This window comes from Parvibium lacunae (assembly GCF_003335215.1).
Classification (GTDB): domain Bacteria; phylum Pseudomonadota; class Gammaproteobacteria; order Burkholderiales; family Burkholderiaceae_D; genus Parvibium; species Parvibium lacunae.
Window position 1 is genome coordinate 372,327 of record NZ_QPGB01000001.1, and the last position, 14,553, is coordinate 386,879.

The following is a 14,553-nucleotide window of genomic DNA, read 5'->3' on the forward strand; positions in this document are numbered from 1 at the left end:
ATGGCCCCTCTTCTGTAGGGGCCATTTGCTGTCAGCACAAAGACTGTATGCGATCAACAAGCAATGAATAGAAAGAGACAACGATGAGCAATTTAATTGAAGTCAAAGTCCCCGATATTGGCGACTTCAAAGACGTTGAAGTAATTGAAGTGTTGGTGAAAGTCGGCGATACGATTGCCGCCGAACAATCCTTGATTACCGTCGAATCCGACAAAGCCAGCATGGAAATTCCAAGTTCCACTGCGGGCGTGGTGAAAGAACTCAAAATTAAATTAGGTGACAAGGTTAACGAAGGCACGCTGTTGCTGGTTGTAGAAGCCGCCGGTGCCGCTGCACCAGCAGCTGCACCTGAAACTGCAGCTGCGCCAGCCTCCGCTCCCGCACCAGCAGCCCCCGCAGCTGTGTCTGTGGCTGCTCCTGCCGCTGCGAGTGGCCCTGTGCAAGTGGACGTGCCGGATATCGGTGATTTCAAAGAAGTGGAAGTCATTGAAATTCTGGTTAAAGTGGGTGACACCGTTGCCGCTGAACAATCGCTGATCACCGTTGAATCCGACAAAGCCAGCATGGAAATTCCTAGCTCGGCCGCCGGTGTCGTGAAAGAAATTAAAGTGAAGCTGGGCGACAAAGTGTCGCAAGGTACACCGCTGCTGGTACTCGAAGGCGCTGCTGCCGCTGTGGCTGTTGCGGCTCCCGCACCTGCACCAGCGACGGCTGCCGCGCCAGCTCCGGTTGCTTCTGCACCGGCTAAGGCAGCTCCCGCTGCCACTACTTTCGATTCGCACGACAATAGCAATATCACCAAGCCACACGCTTCCCCTTCCGTGCGTAAATTTGCACGCGAGCTGGGCGTTGATTTGTCCAAAGTAAAAGGTTCCGGTCCTAAAGAGCGAATCGTGCACGATGATGTACAGGCTTACGTCAAAGGTGCTGTCGCGGCGTTTGAAGGCGGTGCCGGTAAAGTGGGTGCCACTGCTGCAAATGCGGATGGTGCTGCGCTCGGCCTGTTGCCATGGCCAAAAGTAGACTTTGCGAAATTTGGCCCGGTCACCACCGCGCCATTGTCACGCATCAAGAAAATTTCTGGTGCTAACTTGCATCGTAACTGGGTCATGATTCCCCATGTGACCAACCATGATGATTGCGATATCACTGATCTCGAAGCCTTCCGCGTCCAGTGGAACAAAGAAAATGAGAAGTCAGGTGTCAAGCTCACCATGTTGGCGTTCATGATTAAAGCGGCGGTAGCGGCACTCAAGAAATTCCCAGAATTTAATGCGTCACTGGATGGCGATAACTTAGTGCTGAAGCAGTACTACCACATTGGCTTTGCCGCTGATACCCCGAATGGTTTGGTCGTGCCCGTGATTAAAGACGCCGACAAAAAAGGTGTGGCTCAAATCGCCCAAGAAATGGGTGAGCTGGCCAAGAAAGCCCGTGATGGCAAGCTGGGTCCTGCTGAAATGACCGGTGGTACCTTCACCATTTCTTCACTGGGTGGCATCGGTGGTCGTTACTTCACGCCGATTATCAACGCACCTGAAGTGTCGATTATGGGTGTCTGCAAATCTAGTATGCAACCAACTTGGAATGGTAAAGAGTTCGTACCACGCTTGATTCTGCCCTTGTCACTGTCTTGGGATCACCGCGTGATTGATGGTGCTGCTGCGGCTCGCTTCAATGCTTATTTTGGCGCAATCATGGCAGACTTCCGCCGCGTAATGATCTAATTCCAGTTCGTCATTGAAGCGCTAACTGTGTTGGTGTCGAAAATTCATGCTCGCTGTACTACATGTACTATCTGCGCGTGAATTTTCTTACCGCCTTGTTATCCCTCCAATGACTTGCTGGAATCAATACTTAATCTGTTTTTATTAAAGGGTGCAAGCATGAGCAACCTAATCGAAGTTAAAGTCCCTGATATTGGTGATTTCAAAGAAGTGGAAGTCATCGAAGTATTGGTAAAAGCCGGAGACGCCATCAAAGAAGAACAGTCTTTGATTACGGTGGAGTCCGATAAAGCCAGTATGGAAATCCCTAGCTCAGCTGCTGGCGTCATTAAAGAACTGAAAGTAAAGCTGGGCGATAAAGTGAGCGAAGGCTCCTTGTTGCTGTTGCTTGAAGCCTCGGGTGCCGCTGCTGTTTCTGCTGCGCCTGCAACTGGAACTCCTGCCGCAGCGCCTGCTTCTGCTGCCGTACCCGCTCCTGCTGCCGCTAGTTTTGGTGGTGGGGCAGATGAAGAGTTCGATATGCTGGTACTCGGCGCAGGCCCCGGCGGGTATTCCGCCGCGTTCCGCAGTGCCGACCTTGGCATGAAAACCGTTTTGGTTGAACGTTATAGTACCCTCGGTGGTGTCTGTTTGAACGTCGGTTGCATTCCTTCTAAAGCCTTGCTGCACAGTGCCGCCGTCTTGGAAGAAGCCAAGCACATGGCCGATATTGGAATCAGCTTTGGTGAACCGCAAGTGGATATCAACAAGCTGCGCGATCACAAAAACAAAGTGATCGGCAAACTCACTGGCGGTCTGGCTGGCATGGCGAAAGCCCGCAAAGTGACAACCGTGCAGGGCGTGGGTAGCTTCCTTGACCCGCATCATCTCGAAGTGACTCTGGCTGACGGCGGTAAGAAGGTCATCAAGTTCAAGCAAGCGATTATTGCTGCGGGCTCTTCCGTGGTGAAGTTGCCGTTTGTGCCGGAAGATCCTCGCATTGTCGATTCCACCGGCGCGCTCGAACTGCGCTTTGTGCCACAAAAAATGCTCATCATGGGCGGTGGCATTATCGGTCTGGAAATGGGTACGGTGTATTCCGCGCTCGGCGCACGTTTAGATGTGGTTGAGATGATGGATGGCCTAATGCAAGGTGCGGACCGCGATCTGGTCAAAGTTTGGCAGAAGAAAAACGAAGGCCGTTTTGATCGCATCATGCTCAAAACCAAAACCGTTGCTGTTGAAGCGAAACCCGATGGCATTTACGTGACCTTTGAAGGCGAAAACGCCCCTGCGGAACCACAGCGTTATGACATGGTGTTGTCAGCGGTAGGTCGTGCGCCGAATGGTAAAAAAATCGGTGCCGAAAAAGCAGGTGTGATTGTGAATGAGCGTGGCTTTATCCCCGTCGATAAACAACAGCGTACCAACGTGCCCCACATCTTCGCGATTGGCGATATCGTCGGGCAGCCGATGCTGGCGCACAAAGCCGTACATGAAGCACACGTTGCGGCTGAAGTCGCCCATGGTGAAAAAGTGTACTTCGATGCGCGCACGATTCCCTCTGTTGCTTACACCGATCCTGAAGTGGCTTGGGTGGGCTTAACCGAAGATGAAGCCAAGAAAAACGGCGTCAAAATCGGTAAAGGCGTGTTCCCGTGGGCGGCTTCCGGTCGCGCGATTGCGAATGGCCGTGACGAAGGCTTTACCAAATTGATTTTTGATGAAGCGACTGGCCGCGTCTTAGGGGGCGGGATTGTGGGCACACATGCCGGTGATCTGCTCGGCGAAATCTGCTTAGCCGTTGAAATGGGTGCCGATGCTGTTGATGTGGGTAAAACCATTCACGCGCACCCAACGCTGGGTGAGTCTGTCGGGATGGCCGCTGAAGTGTACAAAGGTGTTTGTACCGATCTGCCCCCACAAAAGAAAAAATAAATCGCACCATCTTGGTGCTAACGCTCTCAGCCGCAATGGCTTGAGAGCGTTTTTTATTTGTCTAACCAAATGTCTAGCCAGTTGGTCTAATAAAACATCCTTTGAGAGGCAATTAAACTGATATTTATTAAATAGCGTTAAGTTTGGTTTAGTAATTGTCATAATATTGTCTATGATGACTGTTAAAAATAATTTCATGTACTAGAATAATTTTGAACTATTTTGGTGCGTTTTTTGCTGCTTGGACTGGAATGTATTTTTGCCATCATTAAACACAAGGGGAATCTGCATGCAGCCATTCAGTTCTCCCTTGATTAAATATCAACGGATTCATTCTCCCGAGCAAGTCCATAGTGGTGTCACAGATGACATTAGTCAGGCACGTGTATTGGCTATCGCGTTGGGGATGACTGAATCGGTATGGCACATTCAGCAGAGCATGATTGACGCATTCGATGCCAACATTACCGTTCTTGATAAGTTTGGGCGAATTCTGCTGGTAAATCATCACTGGTGCCAATTTTCTGGGGCCAATGGTGGTAGCCCTAATGCAGCGGCTTGGATTGGTAAAAATTATCTTGACTCAATTTGCGCACCAGAGCCAACCAACCCTCAAGCCCGCGTAGTGGCTGCTGAGTATGATGCTGCTGATATTCGCCATGCCATAGAGCAAATTATTCATGGTCAGCGCGAGCACTTTGCGTGTACTTATCCCTGCCATAGTCTGCATGAGCGGCGTTGGTTTGAACTGCGGGCGCATCGCTTGCCGCACGGACAAGAACAGGATGTCAGTTGCGTCCTGATTCAGCATATCAACATTACACAGAGTTATGTGAATCTGTGCGAGCTACAGGCCGCAAATGATGAATTGCAAGCTTTGACGTATTCTTTGGCCCATGACCTGCGCACCCCTTTGCGGGCTATTCACGGCTATGCCAGTATGGTAGGAGAGCATATCAATCCAGCGACGCAGACTGAGCCACAGCGTTTGCTGCGGAAAATCAAAGATGCCGCAGAAGAGGTCGCGAGTATGCTGGAATATGTCATGCAGGCGGTGCGGATGGTGACTGCCGAGTTACACATTGAACCGATAGACTTGGCTGAAAAAGCGAAGGTAATTTGGCAGCAGGTTTGTGGCGCTTATGCTGTAGAGCGGCAAATTCAACCCGCATTGCGCATTCGACATGCGATGCCGGTACTGGGAGATCGAATTTTACTGCATAGTGTTTTAATGAATTTACTGTCGAACGCTGTCAAATATGCTCATCCCGATCGCGCTTGCGAAGTTTCTTTCTCAGCAGAATTATTAGTTCCCCCCGGTGGTCTGCGGCCTATTCTCACTTACGTACTTACAGACAATGGGATTGGTTTTGAAACGCGCGATGCGGAGCATTTATTTCGCCCCTTTTATCGTTTGCATATGGGGCGCGGGATTGCAGGCTTTGGGCTTGGTCTGGCACTGACTAAACGTGTCATTGAGCGTCATGGTGGCATGATTTGGGCAACAGGCAGCCCAGGAAAAGGGGCCACATTTTACTTTACCCTCGGTTAAGCGAGTCTGGCTGCTGCTCTATAATGGAAGCTTGACTTGAGTTTAGCTAGGGGGAATTGTGCAGAGTACGGTTGATCAACAAAGACTCAAACAAGACGTTGCGCGAGCGGCGCTTGCCTATGTACCTGAAGACTCGATTATTGGTGTGGGTACCGGCTCTACGGTAGATTGTTTTATTGATGCTCTAGCGGACAAGAAAGATCATATTCGAGGGGCAGTATCAAGCTCGGAGCGCAGCACGCAAAAACTAAAAGCCTTGGGTATCGAGGTATTCGATTTGAATTCAGTGAGCGAGTTACCGATTTACGTTGATGGCGCTGATGAAGTGAATACTCATTTAGCCATGATCAAGGGTGGGGGCGGGGCGCTTACCAGAGAAAAGATCGTTGCCGCAGTCGCACGGAAATTCATTTGTATTGCGGATCAATCGAAACTGGTGGCGATCCTCGGCCAATTCCCTTTGCCGATTGAGGTGATTCCCAGTGCGCGTTCATATGTGGCGCGTCAGCTGATTGCATTTGGTGGTGAACCACGCTTACGTCAGGGGTTCACAACCGATAATGGGAATGTGATTCTTGATGTACATGGCCTGCAAATTGTTGACCCTTACACCCTTGAGCAAGCTCTAAATCAGATCGTGGGGGTTGTTTGTAATGGCTTATTTGCAAAGCGTGGGGCCGATGTTCTCTTGCTCGGCACGCCGAATGGGGTCGAAACCAAACATCCTGGTTGATTGACTGTATGAGTGTCATATTTTTGTCATTTATGACAGCTATAGTTAGACAAATTTACTGAGGCAACGTCCATGAACGAGCATACCTTCAAACAATACGATCAAGAGTTAGAGCGTCTACGGAGTACGCTGTTGCAGATGGGCGGCGCGGTCGAGCAGCAAATCATTAATGCGATTGAAGCGTTTGTTGATGGTGATTTATTGCTTGTTAATCAAGTGATTCGTCGTGAGTCAGAAATCAATAAATTTGAAACAGATTTGGATGACGCTTGCACCAACTTTATCGCCAGATTACAGCCGGCAGCTTATGATTTGCGGATGGTGTTGACCGTCGGCAAAATGACACGCGATTTAGAGCGCGTCGGCGATGAAGCAGAAAAGATTGCGCGCAATGCCAAACTCATCCACGATGCTGGTAGGACGAATATGCCTCGGGTTGAGATCAGCTCGATGGGAAATCAAGCCGTTGATATGTTGCGCCAGTCTCTCAACGCCTTTGCTCGTCTTGATGCTCCTGAGGCCGCCGCTGTTATTCGGCAAGATCTTTCTCTTGATGATCAATTTAGTTCGGTCTTTCGCCAACTGGTCACGTACATGATGGAAGATCCCAGAACTATTTCACGCTCGATTGATTTATTGTTTATTGCAAAAGCACTAGAGCGTATTGGAGATCACGCCAAAAATATGGCGGAGCAGGTTGTGTACTTGGTTAAGGGCCAAGACATTCGTCATCAGGGTGTTGAGCAAGCCGAAACTACGGCGCGTATCTGAAGCTTCTTATATCGGTGCCTAGGTGGTGCCGAATTGTCTAAACCCAAACTGACTTGGGTATTGCGCTAGCATTTCTGTCATAGCCTCAGCACTGCGGGGCATGCTAAACAGATAGCCCTGGGCCCGTTGGCAGCCTTCATTTTGCAGAAATTTGAGCTGTTCCAGGTTCTCAACCCCTTCGGCTTGCATTTCTAGCCGCAGCGCATGCCCCAGTGCATTAATCACTCGGACGATCGACGCATCGTCTGGGTCTGTTTCAATATCGCGCACGAATGATTTATCGATTTTCAAAATATCGATTGGAAATTTACGTAAATAGCTAAGTGATGAGTAACCGGTGCCAAAGTCATCAATTGCGACTCGCACTCCCGAATTTTTCAAACTTTTTAGGGTTTGAATCGCGCTTTCTGCATCCTGCATCGCCACAGTTTCGGTAATTTCAACTTCAATGCGATCAGGCGCGATGCCCGTCTCTAAAATTATCGGCAATACCTTCTCAGCCAATTTTTCTTGTCGGAATTGAATCGCCGAGAAGTTGATCGCGATATTTAAATGACTGTAGCCAGCGGCATGCCAGCGCTGCGTTTGCAAACAAGCTTCGCGTAAGACCCATTCGCCGAGTGGAATAATCATGCCGGTTTCATCGGCAAGCGGGATAAACTCGTCTGGGCGGATCAGGCCAAACTCTGGGTTACGCCACCTCACTAAGGCTTCTGTTCCAATCAGTTTTTCGCTCGCGAGGTCAAAAACAGGCTGAAACTCCAGATAAATTTGGCCCCGGCTGATTGCATGGCGCAATCCTAATTCCAACATGTAGCGCCGTGAAGCGCGGCCACTTAATTCATCCGCATAAAACAAGTAACGCTGTCCACCCTGGCTTTTAGCTCGGTACATGGCGCTTTCAGCGTTTTTAATTAATTCGGGGCCATCGATTCCCTGTAGTGGAAACATCGCTATCCCGATACTGGCAGATAGATAGAGTTCTTGGGTTTGTTGGTCTGGCGTCGTCACATAACAGGGTTCACCTAGGCGCCCGAGAATTTGCTCAGCAAGATGAATGGCATCGTGATTAGAAGCACAATTCTCAAGCAACAGGGTAAATTCATCCTGGCTTAACCGACAAATGGTGACATTGTAGGGAAGGCTTTTGAGACGAGCGGCACAAGTCTGAATTAAAAAATCACCAATTTGGTAGCCGAACGATTCATTGATTCGCATGAATCGATCTAGATCAATGTACAGCAAGGCCGCTTGTTCATGGGCTTCTTGCAATTGCGTGAGCTTAGCGTCCACGATATCGAGAAAAAACTGCCGATTTGGCAGTCGGGTTAATTTGTCGTAACGCGATAATGATTCAATTTCGTTTTCAGCAACCGATTTGGCACGTCGCAAACGTGAAGTATTTAATTCACGTTGCACAACCGGAATCAGGCGGGCAGGGCTCCCTTTTTCAACGAAGTCACTGGCACCCCGCTGCATGGCCTGTATGCCCTCTTGTTCCGAATAATGGCCGGAATACACAATAAAGGGCGTCTCATTCTTTAATTCTTTGACGATCATCAAAGCGGCGCGTGAGTCAAACTGTGGCATTGAGTGATCGCAAATGATCAGATCCCAATCTTCCTCTACCAGGGCATGGCGAAAATCTAGTGCATTTTCGACACGGCGATGCGAAAACTTGCCCAAGGCACGCTCAATTTGCGCGCTGGCGAGCAAAGCATCGTCTTCGTTATCATCAACTAGTAAAATTCGGTGCATGGGCAGCGCTGGTTGACGGGCGTTTCGCCCAGAATCAATAGAATAGTAATCTTACAAAAGTGAGCAGATTTTAGATATAAGAATAACGACTATAAAGCACGTAACTTAAACCGTTATTTGTCTTAAACAATGAAAGCTAAGCAAAAAAAATGAGCATAAATCAAGGTTGCGAAGAAGAGGAAACGTCTCATCAGGATACCCCGCAGGGCACAAAAAATTACATTACCCCAGTGGGCTTGGCACGATTAAAAGCGGAATTACTACAGCTCATTGACGAAGAGCGTCCTGCGGTTGTTAAGGTTGTTTCCTGGGCGGCTTCAAATGGAGACCGTTCAGAAAATGGCGATTATTTGTACGGCAAAAAACGCTTACGTGAAATCGACCGGCGCATCCGTTTCCTGACCCAGCGGCTGGATCTGGCTGTGGTGGTTGATCCTGCTGACCAAGTTAACCAAGACCAGGTTTTTTTCGGTGCTCGAGTCAAGTATGAAGATCAGCATGGGCGGATGCATACGATCCAGATTGTCGGGGTGGATGAGATAGCACCGTTACAGGGGAAAATTAGTTGGATTTCTCCCGTTGCACGTGTGCTTCTCAAAGCCTATGTGGGCGACACGGTGACATTGCGTTCACCGCGTGGGCTCGAAGTTCTTACCATTATGGAGATTGAGTATGCGCCGTGCGCAGAGTGACTACTGATCTCGCTTAATGGCGGAGGCGATGAATTTTGGTGACCGCGGCTAAGTTGCGAAGGCTACGGAAGACACGTGCCAAGTGAACGCGATCATGAACTTGAATTTTAAATTTCAGTGCTGTATTGGTGCCGGCTTCTTCATCCATCTGCACTTGAACAATATTGGCTTCTGCCTCGGATAAGGCCGCCGCGACCTTACCAAGTACGCCTCGACCGTTGATCACTTCCACATCAATGCGCGTATCAAAAAGACCATGGGTATCCAGTGCCCATTCAATTTCTACCCATCGTTCTGGGTCTTTGCTGCGTAAACGGCGCGCAGTATGACAGTCTTCAGTATGGACAAACAGCCCTTGTCCCCCCCGCATATGACCAATCACAGGATCACCAGGCAGCGGGTGGCAACAGGTTGAATAATGCACCGCAGAGCCTTCATTACCAGAGACGGTGATCGCTTGGCTGAGCGGTTCCTGTAAATGTTCGCTGCTCGTCGCCAGCAGCGCTGCCGTCTGCGGATTGTCTGCTTTTTCACTGAAGGCATACAAACGCCGCGCCAGAACGGCCGGCATTTTCCTGCCGAGGCCAATGTCCGCCAAAATATCCACTTTACTGCTAGCTGCCAGCTCTTTAGTGAGCTTTTGCCAGGCGCTATCGGGGATGGCATGATGCCGACCTGCAATATTTTCCCAGGCCTGCTCTAGTAAGCGATCACCGAGGGCAATCGATTCTTCCAACTTCATGGTTTTGAGATAGTGGCGAATTTCTGAGCGAGCGCGGCCCGTCCGCACAAAGTTTAACCAGCTGGGATTCGGGCGTGCTGTGTTGGCAGTGAGTATCTCAACCACATTACCGCTTTTGAGTTCTGTTCTTAGTGGCGACTGGGTGCCGTCGATTTTAGCAGCGATCGCATGGTTGCCAATATCGGTGTGTACGTAATAAGCAAAGTCAATCGCCGTGGCGCCGCGCGGCATGGCTAATATTTTCCCTCTTGGGGTAAAGACATAGACCGCATCGGGGTAGAGATCGACTTTGACGTGTTCTAAAAACTCATCTGCATCCCGTGTTTGATTCTGAATATCGAGCAGAGATTGCAGCCATTGATGGGTATGTTTTTGTAGATCGTTCAGTTGAGCCCGATCATTTTTATATAACCAGTGCGCCGCCACACCACCCTCTGCGATTCGGTGCATTTCACGTGAGCGGATTTGGAACTCGACTGGTGTGCCATAGGGGCCAATGAGTGTCGTGTGTAATGATTGATAGCCATTGACCTTAGGAATGGCAATATAGTCTTTGAATTTTCCCGGCATCGGCTTGTAAAGGCTGTGCAGCGCCCCCAATGCAAGATAGCAGGTCGCTTCATTTTCAACGACGATACGGAATCCATAAATGTCCAGGACTTGCGAAAACGATAGGTGCTTCTCAAGCATTTTGCGATAAATGCCATAAATCGTTTTTTCTCGCCCAAACACGACTGCATCGATATTAAAGCTAGGAAGCTTGGTTTTAACGGTCTGCAGAATCTTTCCAATCACCTCGCGTCGATTGCCGCGTGCAGCCAAAATTGCCTTGCGTAGTACTTGATAGCGGTAAGGGTTAACGGCCTTAAAACTGAGGTCTTGTAACTCACGGTAGATCGCGTTTAACCCCAGTCGGTTGGCAATCGGTGCATAGATTTCGAGCGTCTCACGGGCGATTCGGCGGCGTTTATCGGCACGCATCGCATCGAGCGTTCGCATATTGTGCAGGCGATCCGCCAGTTTGACCAAAATCACTCGAACATCTTTAGCCATTGCCAACAGCATCTTGCGGAAGTTTTCGGCTTGTGCTTCTTCACGGGTTTGAAATTCAAGCTTGTCTAGCTTGGAGAGGCCGTCTACCAATTCGGCAACTTCGGGCCCAAATTTTTCTAATAATTCTTGTTTTGCGATCCCTGAGTCTTCCATCACATCATGCAACAACGCAGACATGAGCGCTTCTTGATCAAGTCGCCACTGGGCACAAATCTCAGCAACCGCGATGGGGTGAGAAATATAGGGCTCACCGCTTTGTCTGAATTGGCCAAGGTGAGCGGCATCACTGAAGCGATAGGCATCACGAATTTGCTTGACGGCACTTTCTGGCAAATATTGCTGTACAAGCTGTGTGAGGCTGGCCAGTGAAGCAACTGCTGGTGGGGTATCGGTTAAGTGTTCACTAAAGCCGTAAAGATGAGAGCCGTATTCAGGAATGAAGCCGGTAATGCTATGGTTTTTTTTTGAAACAGGGGATTTCTCTTGTGGACTCGCTGCTTGGGTATCGGCGCTGGGTGGCGGATTGGCAGGCATGAGAATCCCCTGCGATCAATCAGGTGGGGACTTTACGCAGCATTTCGATGCCTGTTTTACCACCGGCGATTTCTTTTAGCGCGGTGACAACGGCTTTGTTTTTGGTCTCAATTTTGGCGCTGTGTCCTTGGGCGAGCATCCGAGCGCGATAGGTGGCGGCGAGCGCCAGTTCGAAGCGGTTTGGGATCTGTTTTAAGCAATCTTCAACGGTAATACGGGCCATGATCTATCCTATCTCTTTAATCGGTTGATGTAGTAACAACCCTGCGGTAACCGACTTCAGACATGAATTCCCAATTGTGTAAATAGCGTTGCGTGGCGCGCTGCTTGTGCAGCAAAACGCTGTCGGCTGGCGTAAACAATGGTTTTCATGGCATTCAGCGCGGCTGAAAAATCTTCATTAATGATAACATAGTCAAACTCAGTCGCGTGGGCAATCTCCCCACCAGCTGCCAGTAAACGGCGCTCTATGATGTCAGGCTCATCTTGCCCGCGCTTGCGTAAACGCTCGGCCAACACAGCAATCGAGGGGGGCAAAATAAAGATGCTAATGGCTTGGGGGAAGTGTTGGCGAACTTGTCGGGCACCTTGCCAATCTATTTCAAGTAAAACGTCTTTGTCTGCAGCAATTTTTTCCTGGATCCAGCGCTGCGAGGTGCCGTAATAGTTGCCATGAACTTCAGCACTTTCGAGAAATTCACCCGCTTGTTTGCGTGCTTGGAATTCTGCCACGCTGCAAAAATGATATTCCCGCCCGGCTTGCTCGCCGGGCCGAGGCGGTCGGGTTGTCCAGGAAACTGAGAGCTCAATACCAGGTTCAGCAGCCAAGAGCGCATTGACCAGCGATGATTTGCCCGCACCTGACGGTGCGGCGATAATAAATAAGCTGCCAGCAGCCATGCAATCTCCGTATCGGTTATTCCAGATTTTGGACTTGTTCGCGCATTTGCTCAATTAATAGTTTAAGCTGCATCGCTGCATTTGAGAGCTCAATGACGCTGGCTTTAGAGCCCAGGGTATTGGCTTCACGGTTCATTTCTTGCATCATGAAATCAAGCCGCTTGCCCACTTGTCCCCCTTCTTTCAAAATGCGACGGGTTTCGCCAATGTGGGTTTGTAGCCGGGTTAACTCTTCCGCGACGTCAAATTTCATACCAAACAGGGTAACTTCTTGTTTGATGCGCTCACCCAGTTCGCCTGCAGCCTGTCCTCCAACCTCTTTCAGGCTGTCACGTAAGCGTTCCGTGAGCTTACGTTGCTGTTGTTCTAGTACGGTAGGCATGAGTGGGAGTAAACGCTGAACGGTGTCGGTCATTTGTTGCAGACGATCTTGGATCGTGAGGCTTAGCTTGTCTCCCTCGCGTCCACGTGCTGCTTTAAGCTGAGTAATCGCTTCTTCGATGAGGCTTTTAATTAAGCGGTTAAGCTCTTCAGGATCTAAGGCGTTTTCAATAATGACTCCGGGCCATTTGAGAATATCGGCGACGCCCATGGGCGCACTGCGTGGACTCACTGCAAGCACTTGAACTTGAAGCGCGATCAGTCGTGCCACCATCGCTTGTTCAACCACGATATCCGGGCTGGCTGAGGTTGCGCGATTTAGAATGAGTCGGCAATCAATTTTCCCCCGCGCAAATGCCGCACTCAGGGCTTCCCTCAGCGTTGATTCATAGGTACGCAACTCATCACTGATCCGAAACTGCAAATCCAGAAAACGTGAATTAATACTTTTCAGCTCCAGGCTGAGTACCCCTGCGTCGGTTTCACGATTCGCCGCCGCATAGCCAGTCATGCTAAATATCATGTTAGCGCCTTTGTTGTTCGCACTTTAAGAATGGGAGTATCGAAACGCTTTGGTTGCGTGTCAAATATATCTGCGCCGAGTGTTGCAGCAAAGTGCTTAGGATAATGGAATCCCGCCAAAATAGTGCATAATTCAGCCAGTTTATTAATAGATGCCGATTTGTTTCGGAAACCACAGGCAGGCGACTCTTTATTTATGGCGCAACAGACTAATGCTCCTTTACCAGATGGCATTGAAATTGCGGGTTACCGCATTGTCAAGAAAATCGCCAGTGGTGGCTTTAGCATTGTTTATCTTGCCTATGATGAGCACAACCAACCGGTGGCCATTAAAGAATATCTGCCAAGTAACCTGGCCTTGCGCAATATAGGGCAGCTTGCCCCCATTATCCAGCCTGAAAATCTGCAAGCATTTAGAAGCGGTTTGAAATGTTTTTTTGAAGAGGGGCGCGCCCTCGCTCGCATTATTCATCCCAATGTCGTGCGTGTTCTGAATTTTTTCCGTGCCAATGATACGGTTTACATGGTGATGGGCTATGAGTCCGGCATGTCTTTACAACAGCATATTTTGCGCAATCGGGAAAATGTACGCAGCGTTGGGGCCAGCGAAATCGTGAGTGAGCGGATGACACGACGGGTATTTCGTCATGTCATGAATGGTTTGCGTGAAGTCCACTCAAACAAATTGCTGCACCTGGATTTAAAGCCCGCGAATATATATCTACGTCATGACGGTACGCCAATCCTCTTAGACTTTGGGGCTGCGAGACAAACCTTGACGGCCGATGCGCCTCGATTATTTCCAATGTATACCCCAGGGTTTGCGGCGCCGGAGCTCTATCAGAAAAATGCACAGTTGGGTCCATGGACTGATATCTATGCTGTTGGTGCCTGCATTTTTGCCTGTATGGCTGGCTCACCGCCCCAACCCAGTGATGCGCGCCAGCAGCATGACAAGATGAAAGCCGCCTTCAAAGCACTGCGAGGGGCTTACAGTGATGATTTGGTGGATATTACCGAGTGGTGTTTGCGTCTCAGCCCCCTTGAGCGCCCGCAAAGCGTTTTTGCTCTGCAGCGCCGCTTATCGAGTAAAGTACCTGAACGCAAAAAAACCGGCATGTTCGGGCAGGTCTCCAAGGCCTTCAAAGAGCTCGTTATGAAGGGTCGTCAGCGCGAGCGTATGACAGAAATGAGCTCTTCCAGTGTTTTTCGGACTAATCTTGATGGCACACAGGTAGACCACACCAAATGATTCAGACAAACTTGATGAG

The 14,553-nt window shown here is 49.6% G+C and carries 12 protein-coding genes; 7 read left to right on the plus strand and 5 right to left on the minus strand.

The features are described 5' to 3' along the window. Positions 1-83 precede the first annotated feature (83 nt). The 5 genes from aceF to phoU all read left to right on the plus strand — a co-directional run bounded on the left by aceF (position 84) and on the right by phoU (position 6,700). Positions 84-1,727, plus strand: coding sequence for a dihydrolipoyllysine-residue acetyltransferase (aceF, locus tag DU000_RS01745; protein ID WP_114401628.1), 1,644 nt, complete (start codon positions 84-86; stop codon positions 1,725-1,727). A 159-nt stretch (positions 1,728-1,886) separates the two neighbouring features. Next, positions 1,887-3,644 carry a dihydrolipoyl dehydrogenase gene (gene lpdA / locus DU000_RS01750; RefSeq protein WP_114401629.1) on the plus strand — a complete coding sequence of 586 codons (1,758 nt, stop codon included), beginning with the start codon at positions 1,887-1,889 and terminating at the stop codon, positions 3,642-3,644. A 289-nt stretch (positions 3,645-3,933) separates the two neighbouring features. After that, positions 3,934-5,196 (plus strand): sensor histidine kinase, encoded by a 1,263-nt coding sequence (locus DU000_RS01755; protein ID WP_114401630.1) that lies wholly within the window; start codon positions 3,934-3,936, stop codon positions 5,194-5,196. A 58-nt stretch (positions 5,197-5,254) separates the two neighbouring features. Further along, on the plus strand, positions 5,255-5,929 hold the full coding sequence (gene rpiA, locus DU000_RS01760; RefSeq protein WP_114401631.1) for a ribose-5-phosphate isomerase RpiA: 675 nt from the start codon (positions 5,255-5,257) through the stop codon (positions 5,927-5,929). A 72-nt stretch (positions 5,930-6,001) separates the two neighbouring features. After that, positions 6,002-6,700, plus strand: coding sequence for a phosphate signaling complex protein PhoU (gene phoU / locus DU000_RS01765; RefSeq protein ID WP_114401632.1), 699 nt, complete (start codon positions 6,002-6,004; stop codon positions 6,698-6,700). Positions 6,701-6,718: 18 nt separating this feature from the next. On the opposite strand, the gene DU000_RS01770 is transcribed toward phoU, so the two are convergent. Continuing rightward, positions 6,719-8,458, minus strand: coding sequence for a putative bifunctional diguanylate cyclase/phosphodiesterase (locus DU000_RS01770; RefSeq protein ID WP_114401633.1), 1,740 nt, complete (start codon positions 8,456-8,458; stop codon positions 6,719-6,721). Between the two features lie 149 nt (positions 8,459-8,607). Between DU000_RS01770 and greB the strand changes: the two genes are divergently transcribed. After that, positions 8,608-9,150 (plus strand): transcription elongation factor GreB, encoded by a 543-nt coding sequence (gene greB, locus DU000_RS01775; RefSeq protein WP_114401634.1) that lies wholly within the window; start codon positions 8,608-8,610, stop codon positions 9,148-9,150. A 13-nt stretch (positions 9,151-9,163) separates the two neighbouring features. On the opposite strand, the gene DU000_RS01780 is transcribed toward greB, so the two are convergent. Genes DU000_RS01780 through DU000_RS01795 form a run of 4 tightly spaced genes read right to left on the minus strand, consistent with a single transcriptional unit; the run spans position 9,164 to position 13,271 of the window. Further along, a complete protein-coding gene (locus DU000_RS01780; RefSeq protein WP_114401635.1) occupies positions 9,164-11,479 on the minus strand; it encodes a RelA/SpoT family protein in 2,316 nt (771 codons plus the stop codon). A 19-nt stretch (positions 11,480-11,498) separates the two neighbouring features. After that, positions 11,499-11,702, minus strand: a complete 204-nt coding sequence (rpoZ, locus tag DU000_RS01785) for a DNA-directed RNA polymerase subunit omega (protein ID WP_114401636.1) — start codon at positions 11,700-11,702, stop codon at positions 11,499-11,501. Positions 11,703-11,758: 56 nt separating this feature from the next. After that, complete coding sequence (gene gmk, locus DU000_RS01790; protein ID WP_114401637.1) at positions 11,759-12,379, minus strand: guanylate kinase; 621 nt, start codon at positions 12,377-12,379, stop codon at positions 11,759-11,761. A 16-nt stretch (positions 12,380-12,395) separates the two neighbouring features. Next, on the minus strand, positions 12,396-13,271 hold the full coding sequence (locus DU000_RS01795; protein ID WP_114401638.1) for a YicC/YloC family endoribonuclease: 876 nt from the start codon (positions 13,269-13,271) through the stop codon (positions 12,396-12,398). A 207-nt stretch (positions 13,272-13,478) separates the two neighbouring features. Here DU000_RS01795 and DU000_RS01800 point away from each other — a divergent pair, with 207 nt between their 5' ends. Next, complete coding sequence (locus tag DU000_RS01800; RefSeq protein ID WP_114402061.1) at positions 13,479-14,534, plus strand: serine/threonine protein kinase; 1,056 nt, start codon at positions 13,479-13,481, stop codon at positions 14,532-14,534. The last annotated feature ends 19 nt before the right edge of the window (positions 14,535-14,553 follow it).